The sequence below is a fragment of the Azospirillum picis genome (genome assembly GCF_017876115.1).
Taxonomy (GTDB): domain Bacteria; phylum Pseudomonadota; class Alphaproteobacteria; order Azospirillales; family Azospirillaceae; genus Azospirillum; species Azospirillum picis.
Map to the genome: position 1 here is coordinate 35158 of NZ_JAGINO010000037.1, position 15642 is coordinate 50799.

Annotated in this window: 19 protein-coding genes; 14 read left to right on the forward strand and 5 right to left on the reverse strand. The window is 65.9% G+C overall.

Annotated features, from left to right (window positions below; genetic code table 11):
- From J2850_RS30055 to J2850_RS30100, 10 genes are all read left to right on the forward strand, one after another.
- Positions 1–879, forward strand: a complete 879-nt coding sequence (locus J2850_RS30055) for a hypothetical protein (RefSeq protein WP_209990847.1) — start codon at positions 1–3, stop codon at positions 877–879.
- Positions 861–4439, forward strand: coding sequence for a LamG-like jellyroll fold domain-containing protein (locus tag J2850_RS30060; protein ID WP_209990849.1), 3579 nt, complete (start codon positions 861–863; stop codon positions 4437–4439). The genes J2850_RS30055 and J2850_RS30060 overlap by 19 nt, the downstream gene beginning before the upstream one ends.
- 12 nt (positions 4440–4451) lie before the next feature.
- On the forward strand, positions 4452–5204 hold the full coding sequence (locus J2850_RS30065; protein ID WP_209990851.1) for a hypothetical protein: 753 nt from the start codon (positions 4452–4454) through the stop codon (positions 5202–5204).
- Complete coding sequence (locus tag J2850_RS30070; RefSeq protein ID WP_209990853.1) at positions 5204–5722, forward strand: hypothetical protein; 519 nt, start codon at positions 5204–5206, stop codon at positions 5720–5722. The genes J2850_RS30065 and J2850_RS30070 overlap by 1 nt, the downstream gene beginning before the upstream one ends.
- 11 nt (positions 5723–5733) lie before the next feature.
- Positions 5734–6378: a hypothetical protein gene (locus J2850_RS30075; protein WP_209990855.1), complete on the forward strand. Its 645-nt coding sequence runs from the start codon at positions 5734–5736 to the stop codon at positions 6376–6378.
- Positions 6379–6449: 71 nt separating this feature from the next.
- Positions 6450–7070 (forward strand): hypothetical protein, encoded by a 621-nt coding sequence (locus J2850_RS30080; RefSeq protein ID WP_209990857.1) that lies wholly within the window; start codon positions 6450–6452, stop codon positions 7068–7070.
- A gap of 8 nt (positions 7071–7078) precedes the next feature.
- A complete protein-coding gene (locus tag J2850_RS30085) occupies positions 7079–7387 on the forward strand; it encodes a hypothetical protein (RefSeq protein WP_209990860.1) in 309 nt (102 codons plus the stop codon).
- Positions 7388–7441: 54 nt separating this feature from the next.
- Positions 7442–8206 (forward strand): lysozyme, encoded by a 765-nt coding sequence (locus J2850_RS32285; RefSeq protein WP_209990861.1) that lies wholly within the window; start codon positions 7442–7444, stop codon positions 8204–8206.
- A complete protein-coding gene (locus J2850_RS30095) occupies positions 8206–8436 on the forward strand; it encodes a hypothetical protein (protein ID WP_209990863.1) in 231 nt (76 codons plus the stop codon). The genes J2850_RS32285 and J2850_RS30095 overlap by 1 nt, the downstream gene beginning before the upstream one ends.
- A gap of 16 nt (positions 8437–8452) precedes the next feature.
- On the forward strand, positions 8453–8590 hold the full coding sequence (locus J2850_RS30100; RefSeq protein ID WP_209990865.1) for a hypothetical protein: 138 nt from the start codon (positions 8453–8455) through the stop codon (positions 8588–8590).
- An 8-nt stretch (positions 8591–8598) separates the two neighbouring features.
- Here the strand turns inward: J2850_RS30100 and J2850_RS30105 are convergent, their stop codons facing one another.
- From J2850_RS30105 to J2850_RS30120, 4 genes are all read right to left on the reverse strand, one after another.
- Positions 8599–9525, reverse strand: coding sequence for a replication protein RepA (locus tag J2850_RS30105; protein WP_209990867.1), 927 nt, complete (start codon positions 9523–9525; stop codon positions 8599–8601).
- A 342-nt stretch (positions 9526–9867) separates the two neighbouring features.
- Entirely contained in the window at positions 9868–10179 is a 312-nt protein-coding gene (locus J2850_RS30110) for a hypothetical protein (RefSeq protein WP_209990869.1), read from the reverse strand.
- Entirely contained in the window at positions 10176–10826 is a 651-nt protein-coding gene (locus J2850_RS30115; RefSeq protein ID WP_209990872.1) for a ParA family protein, read from the reverse strand. The genes J2850_RS30110 and J2850_RS30115 overlap by 4 nt, the downstream gene beginning before the upstream one ends.
- A 163-nt stretch (positions 10827–10989) precedes the next feature.
- Positions 10990–11298: a ribbon-helix-helix domain-containing protein gene (locus J2850_RS30120; protein WP_209990874.1), complete on the reverse strand. Its 309-nt coding sequence runs from the start codon at positions 11296–11298 to the stop codon at positions 10990–10992.
- Positions 11299–11725: 427 nt separating this feature from the next.
- Here J2850_RS30120 and J2850_RS30125 point away from each other — a divergent pair, with 427 nt between their 5' ends.
- Both J2850_RS30125 and J2850_RS30130 read left to right on the forward strand, forming a co-directional pair.
- A complete protein-coding gene (locus J2850_RS30125; protein WP_209990876.1) occupies positions 11726–12247 on the forward strand; it encodes a hypothetical protein in 522 nt (173 codons plus the stop codon).
- Between the two features lie 761 nt (positions 12248–13008).
- A complete protein-coding gene (locus J2850_RS30130) occupies positions 13009–13368 on the forward strand; it encodes a hypothetical protein (RefSeq protein WP_209990877.1) in 360 nt (119 codons plus the stop codon).
- On the opposite strand, the gene J2850_RS30135 is transcribed toward J2850_RS30130, so the two are convergent.
- Positions 13365–14189: a transporter substrate-binding domain-containing protein gene (locus J2850_RS30135; protein ID WP_209990880.1), complete on the reverse strand. Its 825-nt coding sequence runs from the start codon at positions 14187–14189 to the stop codon at positions 13365–13367. The genes J2850_RS30130 and J2850_RS30135 overlap by 4 nt on opposite strands.
- A 154-nt stretch (positions 14190–14343) precedes the next feature.
- On the opposite strand from J2850_RS30135, the gene J2850_RS30140 reads away from it, so the two are divergent.
- Together J2850_RS30140 and J2850_RS30145 are read left to right on the forward strand one after the other, a co-directional pair.
- Complete coding sequence (locus J2850_RS30140; RefSeq protein ID WP_209990882.1) at positions 14344–15102, forward strand: hypothetical protein; 759 nt, start codon at positions 14344–14346, stop codon at positions 15100–15102.
- A partial coding sequence (locus tag J2850_RS30145) for a hypothetical protein (RefSeq protein WP_209990884.1) occupies positions 15099–15642 on the forward strand: 544 nt, incomplete at its 3' end. The genes J2850_RS30140 and J2850_RS30145, both read left to right, overlap by 4 nt.

The window sequence follows — 15642 nt, forward strand, 5'->3', positions numbered from 1 at the left end:
ATGGCGCGCGCTGATCATTGCCTGTTCCTGTTCGACAACCTGGTCGACAAGGCGACCGTCACCGCGTCGAGATCGGCGGTGTCCGATGAGGGGGTGGCGCTCGACCCGTCCTGTGTGCAGTCGCTCCGGCCGTCGGAGTTCTGGCGCGGGGCGGGCCCGATCGAGCATTTGCAGGCCGATTTCGGCAGTCCTGTACCGCTCAGTCACGTCATGGTCCTGGCGCACAATCTCGGGGTCTCGGACGGGCTGCGGATCCGCGTCGGCAACGACGAGGGCCTCACCGACCCGATCGACGATCGGACCGTACCGCCCTGGGAGACCAACACGCCGTTCGGCTTCGGCCCGTTTGGCATCAATCTCGGCGGGGCACCGCAGCAGGCCTCGGCCGGCGCGCCGGGCAACGCGTTGGTCACCCTGCCGGCGCCGCGCGCCGCCCGGTACCTGCGCGTCGATCTCGACCGCCAGGCCGGCGGCACGGTGCAGGTTGGCCGGCTATTCGCCGGCCTCGGTCGCCAACCGGAACGTAACTTCGCACTCGACTACGAATGGGAGTGGGTGGACGCGGCCGAGCACCTGCAGCCGAACGGCGATCTCTTCATCAACAGCCGCTCCCGGGTCAAATACCGCCTCTGGCGGCTGACCCTGCCCGGGCTGGCGGAGAGCGAGGCGTTCAGCTGGTGGGATGACCTGGCGCGCGACGTCGCCCGGTCGGCCGACCTGGTCGTCGTCCTTTTCCCCGGCCGCGCCGACAAGCCGCAGGCGCGGACCATCATTCACGGCGTGCCGACCACGAACATCCGCACGCGCGGCAGCCGCGGTCGGCGGCTGTCGTCGGCCATCGAAATTCAGGAGCTGGTGGGATGGCAACAACCCCTGTGAGGGCGGCGCTGCAGGCGCTGCTCGCCAAGTATGGCAAGTATGAGGACTATCGCACCCCATTCGAGGACCTGTTCGGCGCTGTCGCCGACGAGATCGAGGCAGTGCCTGCGGTGGCCGCTGAAACGGCACAAGCGGCAATGGAGGATGGATCTGGCTTGCTGCAGCAGTTTCTGGCTGCGGCGCAGCAGGCGCTAGCTGATGGGCAGTCAGCAGCTGCGGCAGCGGCGGCTAGTGCCTCTGCCGCAGCAGGGGATAGGGGGGCGGCGCAGACGGCGTTAGCCGGAACCGAAGCTGCTCGTAGCGCGGCCGCCGGCTATGCGACGCAGGCGCAGCAGTGGGTGGGCTCGGCCTCGAATGTCGTCATCGCGGCCCTGTCCAAGCAGGTGCTGGCCGCCACGACGCTCGTGGACTGCTGTGTCTACGACACCCGGCAGGACACCGATGGCGGCGCCTGGATTGACCGCTGCGGCTGGACCAGCTGGGAAAACGAGCTGCTGAACACGGCGAACAGGGGCGCCCGGCGGAAATTCCCGGTAGTTGCGCTGATCGTCGCGGAGCAGACCAAGCTCACGATCTACGATGCGCTTGACCTTGATGCCAACGGCGCGCCGCGGATGTGGATGGTGGTCGGCAATAGCTCCGGTCTGAATTTCGGCCCAGGAAGCTACCCGGCATCCTGCGTCACCGCGAAAAACGGGCACATTTACATCGGCACCGCAGGGACGGCCGGCGCGGGTCTATACGACGTTTGCTTTACAGCCGACCTGATTACCCGAAGGTTTGCGAGCGGGGCATCGCTCCGCCAAGCCGGGCAGGGCATCGGCACGCGTAACGTCTCGGTGGCCGAAACAATCGTAACCGGCGCTCAAGGCATTGTGAACGCCAACGTCAACGGCCTCGACTGCCGCGTCCTCCCAGGCGCCCCGCTGGATGCTGCCGGTCTCCCTGTGCCGACTGTCGCGGTGGCAACTGCCGGCGGTGTGTCGGTGATCCGGCACGATGGGAACGTCTGGGACATCACCTACGCAAGTGGATACTCGAAGGTAGCGTTTATCTCCGACAACCGCATAGCCTGCTCTCGCACTTCTCAGGGAGCTGTGTTTTACGGTCCAGTTCCGACCTCCGACATGACTGAGTCGGCATGGCGGCAATACTACATTGACGGTGGAACTAGTTCTATCCGAAACATCGCTAACTCCTTCGTTAGTACAGTTTCTCCTGGCGCCCTTGGTCAAACGTCTGGCCTAACCTTCCTATCCGAAGACATCACCACTCCGGCCAACGGCATGGTGGCCTATGCCACCACCTCCTACGCCACAGGCTGGATGCCGGGCGACATTCGCGGGGCGTGGCTCTGCGATGGCGCGACGGGCGCGATCACCGGCTCGACGGAGCTGGTCAGCAATGGCACGTTTACGACGGACACCAGTGGGTGGACCGCAGAAAACGCCATCATTGCATCTGTTGGCGGGAAGCTGGAGGTTACAGCAACCGCGAGCAGTGGTGCTCCGGCAGCCGTCACGACCATCGCAGTTTCCTCCGGTTTGACGTACACGGTCAGCGTAGAACTGGAAAAGGTCAGCGGCAGATCATCTCCTGTGCTGCAAATAGCCGGAGCGCCTGTATCCAGCGTCACTTCACTGACGCAATCCACTACCGGGACTGTAATGGTTTCGACAACCTTTACCACTATTTCTTCTGGCTCCGTAAGTTTACGGTTCTACGAGGGCAACGCATCTGCGCCCGCCGGGCTATCGTTCCGAGCGGATAACGTGTCTGTCAAGTCGGGCGAGCTTATCGCGAATGGTGGTTTTGACACTGACACCAGCGGATGGACGGCCCGCAACGGAGCGGCGCTTTCTGTGGTATCGGGGCGCCTGCGCGTAACGTCACCGGGTACCTCCGGGGCGGGGGCTTACCGCACCTTCAGCACCACGCCCGGCCAAACCTACACGCTTTCGTTCGATTACGTGGCTGGGAACGTCAATTACTACTATGTCGACGTGACCAACGCGGATCAGTCTGCGCAGCTTGCCCCTGCGGCAACCGGTACATCTACCTCGGCATCGAGCGCCATTACCTTCCAAGCCACCACAACACAGTCGGTGGTGCGGCTGTTCACGACGACAGTCTCGGGCCAGTACACCGACTATGACAACGTGTCCTGCCGCCTCGCCACCCCTGACCGCAGCTATCGCGGTAAAGGGCTGATCGTCAACGGCACCTTGCAGCGCAATGCCGTCAACGGCGGTGACGTGGTCGCGTGGTCCGGCTTTAACGCCAACAACTCCCTGGAGCAGCCGGCAGGTAACCCGGATCTGAACTTCGGGACGGGAGATTTCTATGTCCGGGCTTGGGTGAGTGCCGGCGGGCTTGTGGACCGCTTCCTCTCGATCCTTGATCCGAATGGTAAGGGCTTTGCAGTCGGTACGGATGGCGCGGGCAATTTTGCAGCCGTCGTCACCCCGGTGTCCGGCGGAACGCTCGCTTTTGTGTCCACTGCTCCGCTGAACGGCGCCAACTTCCGACAGGCGATCCTCTGCCGGCGTGCCGGCGTGCTGGAGCTATGGGCGGACGGCACCCCGGTCTACTCGGCCCCCAACAGCACGGACCTGTCTATTCCGGGCGCAGTCTTGAGAGTTGGCTGCCTGACGCCGGGATCTGGTGATTGGGACGGCAAAATCGCCATGGTAGGCATTGGTGCCTACGCTCCCAGCCCGGCGCAGATCGCCAAGATGTACGCCGACGAGCGGGGGTATTTCGACCAGGGCGCCAAAGCCTTCCTGGGAGGCACGTCCAACGCCGTGCAGTCCCTGTCTTTCGACGATGCCACCGGCAAACTGGCTGTGGCGACCGGCGACGGCGTGAGCGTGTTCGCCGGGCTGCGGCGGATCGATTACAAGGACGCGGCGGGTGTGGCGGTTGGATCGGAACTGGTCACTAATGGCAGATTTGACACCACCTCGTCCGGATGGTCTGTCGGTTCGGCAGGCGCAGGTTCATATTCCGCGGTCAGTGGTGAATTGCGGAGTGTGTCTAGCGGCGTTGCCGGATATCCAATGTTCCAAACAATTTCGGTTACTCCTGGGAAGACGTACCTCTTTTGTGGTCAACATCGTGTCGGCACCGCTCCGGTTTCGCGGCTGCGAGTACGAGACGGAGCTACTGCCACAGTCCTGATTTCTGTTGATACCTCTTCAACTTCCATGGTGGACGTGATTGCGGCAATTACGCCAACACAGTCCTCCATTACCGTTGAGCAAGGCTTCGTCGGCACGCCGGCGAGCGGTCAGACGATGTTCTTGGACAACGTGTCCGTTCGTGAACTCGGCGCCATCTCCAACGACAACATCAAAGCCGTTTCCCTGCACGGCGACACGCTGCTGATCGGCACGTCGGCCGAGGCCGGCATCATCACGCAACAGATCAACGGTCGTGAGCAGCTCGCGGCGCCCCGGGCCCTGCCTCCCCCCAACAACGACCCCACTGCTGGCCTCTCCTACCGCCTGGATCAACTCGCCCGCATGGCCGCGCTCGGCCAAGTCGGCAACAAGCTCTGAGGATTTCGTCCTATGTCCAGCATCCTGAATACCCCTCTGGAATATGGCTTCCCCACGGAAAACCTGACCGCCGGCAATGGCACGGCCGCGAAGATCGTGGTGGATTGCCTGCCGGCTGGCGTTGCCGCGGCGATTGCCGGAGAGGTGGCTCTGCCCGGCGAAAACGCCGTCCGACAGCGCATCCGCCAGGGTGGCGGGCGTGTCATTGGCGGCAGCGTGTCCAGCTCGGACAGCGTGGCCAAGTCGCTGCTGATCTACATCGGCGAGCGCCTGACCACACAGGACTTGAGCAATACCGGCACGATGGCGCTGACCGCCAGCACCGTCACCCGGCAGACCGGCAGCTTCATCGCCGATGGATGGACAGTAGGCAATGCCTTCATGCTGTTCGGCCCGCCTGCCGCTCGTAACGTGGGATCGGCGACGCAAGCCAACACGGGCCTGCTGACCGTCATCACCGCTGTCACCGCCACGACGCTGACGGTTAATGGCGCGCCCTTCACGTCCGACGCCGCACTGCCAGCCGGCGCTCGCCTGTTCCGGGTCTCCCAGCGCACCCGCCGGGCCATCGCTCCCTCGGCTGGCAATGCCGACGCCACCCCGGCTGTCCCGCTCATGGGCGGGACGCAGGACCCGGCGACAGCCAGCCTGCCAGATACGGGTTGGGAATTGGGGCAAAACAGCGCGTTGATCGTCGCCCTGGTGGCTGCGCTGTCGGCTTTGCCGGCGCGATTGGACATCATGGCCGAAGTGGCGCTCCGCTGATGGCGCAGGACTTTCTGACCGGGCTACCGCGAGCCCCGCAATTGGTCGGGCTTCCGGCAGCCAGCAAGCAGGATGGGGGCGCCAAGCCCCCTGTAGGCATGTTGTTCTTCCTGCTTGGCGTGGGCACGTGGTCCCCGCCCACGGCAGGCATCTACGAATTCTTCGGCTGCGGCCAGACTGGCCTCGATCAACAAGCCGGTTCGAGCTACGGCAGAGGCGGCATCGCGGGACTTGGCATAAGGAGGTTGGCATGTGTCACTTCCGATCAGATCAATTACGACACCACCAGCGTTTCCCGCACTGTTACTGTAGCCGGCTTCACCGCAACAGGTGGCACAGACGCATATTTTAACGGGAACATGAATAACGGCACCAGCGGCACAGTAACGGGAATATTCACGGAAAACTGGTCCGGTTATGACGCGGCCAGCATCCCGTCCAGTAAGTGGTGGTGGGGTCTCAGCGGTGTGCGCACGGTGACCCCCTTCGCCGCGGTCCGGTATTTTGGCCCAACATGACGGAGGCCCCCATGTACCTACAAATCACCTTGCCCGAGCGGACGCCGCGCATCGGATCGCCGGTCCCGCTGCCCGACTGGCTGACCGCACTCAACCTGTCGCCAGCCGAGCTGGCTGACCTGACCGACCGAGGCTATCCCGACACCGGCTATCTGCTGGTGGTCGATGCCGCCGCTCCGGAATCTCCTGCTGGGCATGTGGTAGAGCGGGCCGGCTGGATTTTGGAGGCGACAGAGGCGCGGCCGAGGTGGCAGGAACGGCGGCTTTCGGCAAGCGAGCTTGCCGCTCGTGCCGACCAGGCCGCGGCGGCGGCTGTCGAGCGGATCAACAGCGAGGCCGGCGCCGAGCGGGCGAAATACATCACTGTCACCACCGGCCAGGAAGGAACCTACCTCGCCAAACAGGCCGAGGCTGACCGCTTCATCGCCGGCGGTGACGGGCCGTTTCCCTACCTCGATTCCGAGGCCGCGGCGCTTGGCGTGCCCGTCGATCAGGTCGCCGGCGACGTCGCCGCGACGGCGGCGCAATGGACAGCAATCAATGCCAGGATCGAGGGCGCGCGACGCGGTGCCTTGGTGCGGGTGGAGCGGGCGCGGGTCGCCGGCGACGCTCTGGCGATTGACGCAGTTTTCCCGGTGGCTTGGCCCGCCCAATAGCCGGCGAGACAACACTCCAACTCTGACCGATCAGGCGCCCATAAGGCGCCTTTGTCATATCCGGAGGCATTATGATCTTTGATCTCTGGCCGGCGCTCGCCGGCTGGCTGACCGCGCTTGCCGTTCCGGCGGCTGCGGTCGTCCGTGTCCTGGTCGACAACGCGATCGCCGCGACCGCCGTGTCGATCGTCCTGCTGTTCGCCTGCCGGGAGCGCGGTACCGAGCATTCGTGGCTCGGTACCCAAGGAGCGCGGGCGCTCCTATGGGGTGTGCCTGTCGCCGGCGTCGCCTGGTGGCTGGCGCCGGCGCTGCCGATCGAGGTGCTCGCCCGGGTGTGGGCGGCCGCCACCCTCGGCATGGTGCTGCTGCCACAAAGCGCCGGGCAGAACCTGGAGGAGACGTCCGCGGCCTACCCGGCCAGCTGGACCGCTAAGATCCCGCGGCCACAGAAGCTCGGGTACCTGTGGCTGGCCGGCATGGGGCGCTTGGCCTTCCTGTCGATTGCCCTGCAACCGTCGCAACTGCTGCCGCCGCTGTGGGTGGTGCTGGGTGGCTTGGCCATGCCTGCCGGCTACCTGGTGGCCATGGTGATGCCGGCGCTGCCCTGGCGCTTCCGGACGGCGCAGGAATGGGGTGAGGGGCTCTACGGCCTGCTCCTCGGCCCTGTCCTCACCGTCGCCTTACGCACATGACCTCTTAGATGGAGACCATCAACATGCCGGTCGACGATCTGAGCCGCTCGCTCGGCCGGCTCGACGCGAGCGTCGAGGAGCTGGTGCGCCAGTCGCGCGCCCTCTTCACGAGGACCGATGAAACCACCGCGCAAATGCACACCGTCGCGGCCACGGTCGAGCAGCTGCTCACCGCAGTGGGCGAGCTGAAGAAAGACGTCAAGGAGCTCCGCGGCGCCCGCGACCGCGGCCGCGGGTTCCTGGCGGCCGTGACCCTGATGGGCGGCGCCGCCGGCGCGGCCGCGACCAAGCTGCTGGCGCTGCTCACGGCGCATTGACGCTGCGAACGCCGTTCGCAGTCCCTCCCCTCCCCTTCAAACTGGAGCAATCGTATGTCTGAGACGACGATCGCGGCGCCGGCGCGCGCCGAGGCCGACCTGGCGGATCTGGTCCGCCACTTCGAAGGCCTGCACCTGAGTGCCTACCGCTGCCCCGCCGGCGTGCCGACCATCGGTTATGGCCACACCAAGGGCGTGCGCATCGGGCAGGTGATCACCGCGGCCAAGGCCGAGGAGTACCTGCAGGCCGACCTTGCCGAGGCGCGGGCGCAGGTCGACCGCCTGGTCACGGTGCCGCTGGCGCCGCACCAGGCGGTCGCCCTGACCAGCTTCGTTTTCAACCTCGGTGCCGGCAACTTCACGAGCTCGACCCTGCTCAAGAGGCTGAACGTTGGTGACGCCGCCGGCGCCGCCGAGCAATTCGGCCGCTGGGTCTATGCGACGGTCAACGGCAAGAAGACGCAGCTGCCCGGGCTGGTCTCCCGCCGTGCGGCCGAAGTGGCGATGTTCCAGGGCGCTCCCTGGCGGACGGCCCTGGCGGCGCCGATGGCGCAGGCGGTCGAGGAGGCGCCGGCGATGAAGCCGCTCGCAAAGTCGCGCACGGTGCAGGCCGGTGGCGTCGGCCTGACGATCGCCGGCGTCACCGCGGCCGCGCAGCAGGCACGGGAGGCGAGCGGGGCCGTGCGTGATCTGGTCGACTGCCTGCCCGACCTCGGCCTCAACCTGTCGGCGGGATGGGTCGCGGCGGCCGTCCTGGCGGCCGTGGTGGGCTACATGCTCTGGCGCCGGCGGGATGATGCCCGAAAGGCGGTGCTGTGATGCTGGGGGCGCTGTGGGCGCGCTGTGCGCCTTACGTCCTGGGGGCGGCCGCCGGCCTGGTCGCCCTCGCCTCGCTGCTCGGCGCGCAGCGCCGGGCCGGCCGGGCCGAGGCGGTGGCCGAGATCAACGCCAAGACCTTGGAGGTGCTGCATGCACAGGATCAGGCAGCGGCTGCCGCTCCTCGCGGCCGCGACGCTGTCGCTCGCCGGCTGCGCGATAGCGGGTTCTGACACCGGCGTCTGCCCGGTGCCTGTGGTCTACAACCGCGAACAGCAAGCCCGGGCGGCTGACGAGCTGGACAGCCTGCCTGTCGGCTCGGTGCTGGCCCTGATGATCGAGGACTATGGCCGCGAGCGGGCGAGGCTGCGCGCGTGCGGTCGGTAGATTCCCAATCAGTAACGGCCGAGCCGCTCGGCGGGCTTGGCAATCGGCGGGCGGCTGGGGTGGAGGAGTAGACCGCCCTCCTCCACCTCAACCCGGGCATCAGGATAGGCGGCAAGGGCATCGCGCAGGGCGTCGGAAAAGCTCGGCTTGAAATGCTTCTGCAGGGCAAAGCCGGCGCCGAATTGCCCGAACAGGGCGGGCCATGAAACGGCCGTCGGCTTGGTCAGCACATGGAGGCGGTAGGCCAACCAGATATAGACGTCGATCGCCAAGCTCTTGCTGCCGATGTGCTGCAGGGCGGTTTCCGATACCGGTACGGGATGGTCGACCAGCGAGCGGTAAAAGGCCTCGTTCAGGACAACGGTTTCCTGCCAAAGCATCGGCTGCGCCTCGTTTAGCGCGCCGGCAAGGCTGAATTCGCTTTCGACGAAAGACCCGTTGGTGCGCAGCTCGCCGCCGGCGGTGTCCGTGAAAAACGTAAGGCGGCAGGCGCCGATGCGTCGTGCCTGTTCGGCCACCAGGCGATAGGTGGCACCGCCGGTGTTGGCCATGCCCATGGCCGTCAGCCACGCCCGCATGGAGCGGCCAAGCTCCACCTCGCGGGACTGTTGGCGGACCGCCTGCGTCTGCAGATAGATCAAGATCATCCGGGCTTTTGAGCCGTACGGAATGCCGATCGCCGAGCCGTCACGCTCCCGGCCGCTCTCGACATGGAGCGTGACGCGGTGACCGTCCCGGCGCCAAAGCGTCTCCTTGGTCTCTTTGTGCGGCAGGGCCGTCAAGGCAAAGCCCGCATGGCAAATACCGAGGGTATCCGCTGTCTCGGCGAGCATGGCCGCAGCAATATCCAGTCGCTGGCGGTCGCGCTTGTCGGTGACGAGCAGCTTTGCAGCGTCGAGGCCGTGGGTCTGGATCAGGGCGCGAGCATCGATCATCGGTGGATTTAGCCTGCCGGTTTGGCAACTGGTCAATTGGGAATCTACCGACTATGGGAATCTACCGACCAACCTATTTGTAACTATTAGTCTTCTTATTTGCTTGGTCGGTAGATTCCCTGGGATAACCCCGGTTTTGGCGAGTCGTGGTCGGTAGACTCCCAACCCTGGTCGGTAGATTCCCAACTCGTAAGATGGGGTGGCGGGACTTATCCCGAGGAATCTACCGACCGAAACCGCCGGCTGTTCGGGTCTGTTGGCCGAATCGACGGCGTGGTGCGAAGTTGGGAATCTACCGACCAGCACGTCGTAACGCCTGCGTTAAAGCGTGCTGGCGTGCTGTCACGCCTTGCGCTTGCGGTCTACGCGGCTGGTGACTTCGGCCGCAAGGCGATCGTCATCAAGGTACAGGTCGACCATCGCCTCAAGCAGGTCGACGTTGTCGACCTCCAGATCAAAGGCGCGGCGGCCGAAGCGGCGTGCGAGGTCCTTTTCGACGCGGAAGTTGAACGGAGTGTCACGCTTGCGCTTTGGCTCGACTGGCGCGGCGGCCGGCGCCGGAGCGGCGGGTTCCTCGAACAGGGCGCGGGGCACGTCGGTCTCTGCAGGCGGCGAGCCCTTGCGGTTGCGAGGCGGGGGCTTGGGGATGCTCATGCTTCGTCCTTCGTGTTCTCGGTGATGTGCTCGGCCATTTCGTCGGCAAGGTTCTTGGCAGCGATCCGTAGGGTGAAGTGGGTCGCCTCGCCCGCCGATCGCCCGGCATCGTGAGCAAGCCGGTACCCTTGGCGCTCCGACAGGGTGCGGGACAAGACCTTGTAGCCGGCTTGGCTGATGTAATCCCGGGCGTCGTCGATCTCGCGGGCGCTGTCTCCTGTGCGTGCCAGCACGACAGCAAGCTTGCGTGCTGGCACGCCTGCTTTCTTCAGTTCATGTGCGAGGCGTACCGTTGGGGCAAGGTCATCGTTGGCCAGCCCGGACGGTAGGAAGATCGCGTGCGAGGCCTGCGCGAGCTCCAAGGTCAGGGTGTCGGCGAAGCCGCGACCGTCGCAGACCAGCATGTCGTAGTGCGCCGCCTGGGAGAGTGCTTGCGGGACGCCGGCGAACCCCTGCACCTCGATCTCGGGCTTTCGCCCGTTCTCCATGCGACGGGCGCCCCATTCGGTGGCGGTCTTCTGTTTGAGGTCGAAGTCGCAGATCTTCACCCGCCACCCTGCCGAGGCGTAGGCGTGGGCGAGCAGCCGTGCCATGGTGGTCTTGGTGACGCCGCCCTTCTGTGAGAGACAGCTAACGATGATGGCCATTGGACCCTCTGCGGTGCGTTACCGCGTGCTGGCACGCCATCATGACAGCACGCCAGCACGCCAGCGTTATGGCGTGCTGGCGTTATAAGCCTGACCTTGGGCTTTGCGCAACGGGAAACAGCGTGCGGTAACGCTGGCGTTCTGGCGTGCTGGCGTTACAGCGTTATAGCGTTCCGTCGTCGGGTTCGGCGGCGGCGCGGTAGTAGGCGGCGACATAGACGCGGACGACGCTGGTGAGGTTGACCGGCGGCTTCCCATCCGGGCCGCGGGCGATCTGGTCGAGGTGGGAGAGCAGGGCGGCGACGCTGTCGAGGCCTTCGCGGGCGGCGATGGCCTCCAGCCCCTCCCACATGACGGGCTCCAGGGCGACGCTGGTGCGGCGGCCGTTGAGGCGCACGACGCGGCGGACCGGGGCGGCGGTGAGGTCGACGGCGAGGCGGACGGTCCTGGCGGCCTTGGTGTCATCGGTCATGGGCACAAGAGATAGCGCGCCCGGGCGCCGCGGCGCGCCTGGGGGAATCCCGCACCCTCGCCTTGTCCGCGCCGGCCCCACCCCCCTCGCTTGCGGTTGTATGGCTTGGTTTTCCATATCGTCCCTTCGGTGCCCCGGTTGTGCCATACGGATCAAGGGCTTAGCCGGGGTGGGGATTTATCGCCTGTCGCCGGCAGGGTGGGGCGGTCCTGGAGAAGGAATCGTCTCCCCTTGACTCAACATCTAGGGCCCCGAGGCCGCGAACGCCGTTCGCCAAAGGACGAGTCGCGCCGACGGGCGCCCGCCCCCCTACGAGAGAATATCATCCACAGGGAACCACCTGTTACGGAGCCACCCGCGTCTCATTGCAACCATGCTCCGAAGGGGTTAATTGATGGTCCGGGTGTAACGCCTTTTGGAGCGCGTCGTGAGCGAAGACATCAAGCTTGTTGAAGAAGTAGAGGTCACCCAAACTGTAAAGCGCGATGGCCGTGATACGTGGTGGGTGCCGGCTGCAAAATTCTCGGTCGCTTTCACGGGTGCGGTGTCCCACCCCCCGGTGATCCTGGATTGGGATACCAAAGAGTCCCTCAGCGAGGCCGAGGTGGTGACGATTGCTCGGGCGGCCCGCTGGGCCCTGGCCCGGCGCCTGCACCCCGCCTTGCGCGTGGAGCCGGCCGAGATCAAGGTCGTGAAGGTCGAAGATGGCTGGAAATCGACCGTCCGCTGGTCTCTGCCCAACGGGCCGAGCCTGACGGTCACCGTTCCCAGCTTCGGGTCCCTTGAGGATGTCAAGGACGCCGCCCGCAAGCTCCTGGGAGAAGCCATTCACAGCCTGTCCCCCGAGGCGCACGATCGGTTGCGCAGCGGGGAGCAGTCGGCGCCGGTGCCGGTCAAGCGGCCGCTTTGGATGACGGAGCTGCTCCTCAATCCCTCGGCCGTGCCATAAGCCGGCCACGCGACCGCCGGATCCGGACCGCGCCCTCGCCGCCGGCCTCCGCCTGGAGGTCGTCCACATCGGCGGGGCGCTCCCCACCGAAGGCGTCCTGTATGAGGGGCCCTGGCCCTGGCCGAACCGGGCGGAGTGAGCCGTAGCCGCGGAAGGGCGGTCAGGCAATATGCGCGGTAAAAATTCGGAATTTACGGCGAGATTTCAAACTAAGTGTCTGGAGTTACAGGAATATTATCTTTTCCTCGCTCTCGGAAAAGCGAGAATAGGGCTTGCCACTGCCAACATGTTGAACATATTGTGCAGGGACCACGGTGGCGTGGGGTACCAGCCCACGCCACCCGGTCCGGTCCTTACTGCATCAGATCAAGGATTGCCTTGATCAGCTGCAGCGTGAGGACCAGGAGTTTGAGGATTTGCTCAATCATCCTCAGTCTCCTTCTCAGCTGTGGTACGGGCGGCGGCCTATCCGCCGCCCCGCCCCACCCGATGTTTATAGCCGAAAAAGCGGCGCCGAAAAAACGCTAAATTTGCCCCTTTACCACATGTTGTGCGTTTTTCCGCGCAACACGCTACATCTTGTGTCCCATCTTGCCGCTACCGCGATGGCTCTCCACAACATGTAGGCGACACCCACAAGGTACCGCCTACATGTTGATTTGAATGCGCACAAGATGTGGAATCAATGCACCCAGGGCTGCTTTTTGCGAACGCCGTTCGCGCCCTCGACGGGGCGCAAACGGCGTTCTATTGTTGTTCTCATGCCGGAGCCGAGCCCCAAAGCCCAACCGCCCATCCTCTACGGGCCGGACTGCATCGAGACCCTGCGCCGGGCCGGCGCCGAGTTCATTGAATTTTGGTGTGTCGGCGGGCGCGCCGACGGCCGCAAATGCGAGCACCGCAAGGCGGTTCGGATCTCCGACATCATCGCCAAGCTCGGGCCGGAGATCTCGCTGATCATGCTCGCGCGCAGGGCTCGGTGCGAGCGCTGCGGCAAGCGCGGCTGCCACGTCCAGCCCTCCGCGCCGATCAGCCGCGTCTCCTACGGCTACCGCGACTGGCTGCGCGGCGAAATGGAGCGCTGCCAGCAATTTTTGATATGGGCCCGCGAGCAGCTCTAGCGGGGCAGGGACAAGTCGAACCCGAACCACTTGCGGGACAGTGCAGCCGTCGTGCCGTCGTGCCCGGCCGCCTCGATCGCCGCGCTCAAGCGCCCGGCCAGTGGGTCGCCCTTGCGCACCGCGGCCGCCGCGCCCTGGCCGAGCGGCCCGCCCGCCATCAGCGGACCGGCCGCCGCGATCGGCTGGCCGGCCTTGACCATCGCCTCGACGCTGCTGCGCGCGGTCAGCACCGCATCAAGCCGGCCGGCCGCCAGATCCAGAGCGGCGTGGTCGGCGGTGTCGTAGCTCCGCACCGTCGCCGACCGGAAAAGCTCCGCCAGCACCCGGGCATGCGTCGTCGAGATCTGGACTCCCACCCGCTTGCCGGCGAGCAGGCGGTCGATCGCCGCGAGCGCCTCGGCCGCCGCCGGCGTCGGTGCCGCCAGGTCGATCCGGTCGAGCTGGGGCAGGGCGGCCGCCAGGGGTGATCCGGACCGGACCGCGAAGGTGCCGAGATCCGCGGCATAGGCCGTGCTGAAGTCAACCACCCGGGCACGCTCGGCCGTGATAGAGACCGCCGCCATCACCGCATCGTACCTGCCCTGCTGCAGCCCGGGCAGGATGCCGTCCCAATCCTGCGCCACGACGTCGCAGTCGGCTTCCATTCGCCGGCACAGGTCGCGGGCGAGGTCGATCTCGAACCCCTGCAGCTGCCCGCCGGCGTCGACGGCATTCCACGGCGGGAAAGCGCCTTCGGTGGCGATGCGCAGGGTGTCGGCTGTCGCCGGTGCGGCGGTCAGCAGGGCGAGGGCGAGCAGGGCGGGGCGCACCATCATGAGCATGCTTGGTTGCAGTCCTGTAACAAGAGGCGGGAATCTCGATGCGAGACAAACCCGCCGCCTGTTCTTAAGGTAGCAAAAGGCAGAAGGAAATAGCCCGCATAAGTATTTATGTCGGGGGCAGGATGCGAGGAAGCGAATGGATGGCGGGTGCGACATGACCGGGGGCGAGTGCAGGGGCGGGGCGGCGTTCGGGGCGGCGCTGCGACGCTTGGTGTGCGGGCTGCGCGCAGGCGCCGCCACCGATGATCTGGTCGCCGCCTGCGAGGCCTCCATGGCGGCGCTGCCGGTGCGGACCCTTGCCGATGCCGCCGGCGTGCTCGCCGTCGAGCTCGCGGCACTGGAGGCCGAGGGCCCGGGCAAGGTCTGGCGCATCGCGGCCGTCGGCTCGGTGCGCGACCTCCTGGCGGATCTGGCGCAGGCCGGCGCCGCCGCGGCGCTGCTGCCTGCCGGCGCCGACCAGGACCTGCAGCAGCTGCAGGCCGGCTGGCTCGCCCTGGTCGCCGACGTCGACGCTGCCGGCGGCGAGGACCTCGCGGCAACCCGGGCGGCCTGGTCGGCCCTGCTCGATCTCGCCGACGCGGCGCCGGCCGGCCTGTCCGGGATCCTGGTCAAGCTGCAGGTCCTGCTCCGCCTACTCGATGACACAGCGGCCGATCCGGAGGCGCCGGAGCGCCGGCTGCTGACCAGCACGATCGCCGCGGTCGAGCAGTTGGAGGTTCGGGCGAGGGCGGTGGCCGGTCATCAGGTTGACAACCTTTTGATGGAACTGGCCGGAAAGACCGTGGTCGACGACGAACCCGCTCCATCCGCTGTGGCCGCCGGAGCAAAGGCAGCCGGCATTTCGCTCGATGCGGCCACGATGGTGTATCGCTCGATGGTGTCATTTTACCGCCAGATGCGGGGGGTCGGATGACTGCGGTGTTATCGGATTCCGGCGCCCGCTCGCCGTCCATCCTTCGCCTTGGTCGCGATCTTGTCTCGGCCCCGGCGATCGTCACCGGGTTGGGCGATCCGGAAAGGCGCCCGGACGATGATGCGAACGTCGAAATCCATCGGCAACCCTTGCGCTTCGCCGCAGACTGGCAGTTGGAAATCATCAGGAAGTGCGAGCAGGAAGGGGTTACGCCGTCGCTTGTGGCGTGGCTCAACTCGACAGGGCTGCTGAAGCGATGCGTCTATCTATCGTCGGCGGAGCCCACCGGTGATCTTCTGTTCCGCTACATCGGGGAACCGACACAGCGGTATCTCGGTAGAAAGTGGGCAGCGGAGCAGATCGGAAAGCCCGACAACGCACCGAACCGGAATCTTGAAGAGGGTGTCGGCCCGCAATACCGCGAAGCCATTGATGGCCAAGCTCCGCTTTTTAACCGCATCTTCATCGACGGATCACGGTCGGTGACATATACGCACGTCCTGATCGGGTGGCGCCTGCCTGATGACAGGCAGGCGCTCC

Coding starts and splice junctions, on each gene's coding strand:
- J2850_RS30055 (WP_209990847.1), top strand. CDS start 1: ATGGCGCGCGCTGATCATTGCCTGTTCCTGTTCGACAACCTGGTCGAC.
- J2850_RS30060 (WP_209990849.1), top strand. CDS start 861: ATGGCAACAACCCCTGTGAGGGCGGCGCTGCAGGCGCTGCTCGCCAAG.
- J2850_RS30065 (WP_209990851.1), top strand. CDS start 4,452: ATGTCCAGCATCCTGAATACCCCTCTGGAATATGGCTTCCCCACGGAA.
- J2850_RS30070 (WP_209990853.1), top strand. CDS start 5,204: ATGGCGCAGGACTTTCTGACCGGGCTACCGCGAGCCCCGCAATTGGTC.
- J2850_RS30075 (WP_209990855.1), top strand. CDS start 5,734: ATGTACCTACAAATCACCTTGCCCGAGCGGACGCCGCGCATCGGATCG.
- J2850_RS30080 (WP_209990857.1), top strand. CDS start 6,450: ATGATCTTTGATCTCTGGCCGGCGCTCGCCGGCTGGCTGACCGCGCTT.
- J2850_RS30085 (WP_209990860.1), top strand. CDS start 7,079: ATGGAGACCATCAACATGCCGGTCGACGATCTGAGCCGCTCGCTCGGC.
- J2850_RS32285 (WP_209990861.1), top strand. CDS start 7,442: ATGTCTGAGACGACGATCGCGGCGCCGGCGCGCGCCGAGGCCGACCTG.
- J2850_RS30095 (WP_209990863.1), top strand. CDS start 8,206: ATGCTGGGGGCGCTGTGGGCGCGCTGTGCGCCTTACGTCCTGGGGGCG.
- J2850_RS30105 (WP_209990867.1), bottom strand. CDS start 9,525: ATGATCGATGCTCGCGCCCTGATCCAGACCCACGGCCTCGACGCTGCA.
- J2850_RS30110 (WP_209990869.1), bottom strand. CDS start 10,179: ATGAGCATCCCCAAGCCCCCGCCTCGCAACCGCAAGGGCTCGCCGCCT.
- J2850_RS30115 (WP_209990872.1), bottom strand. CDS start 10,826: ATGGCCATCATCGTTAGCTGTCTCTCACAGAAGGGCGGCGTCACCAAG.
- J2850_RS30120 (WP_209990874.1), bottom strand. CDS start 11,298: ATGACCGATGACACCAAGGCCGCCAGGACCGTCCGCCTCGCCGTCGAC.
- J2850_RS30130 (WP_209990877.1), top strand. CDS start 13,009: ATGCCGGAGCCGAGCCCCAAAGCCCAACCGCCCATCCTCTACGGGCCG.
- J2850_RS30135 (WP_209990880.1), bottom strand. CDS start 14,189: ATGCTCATGATGGTGCGCCCCGCCCTGCTCGCCCTCGCCCTGCTGACC.
- J2850_RS30140 (WP_209990882.1), top strand. CDS start 14,344: ATGACCGGGGGCGAGTGCAGGGGCGGGGCGGCGTTCGGGGCGGCGCTG.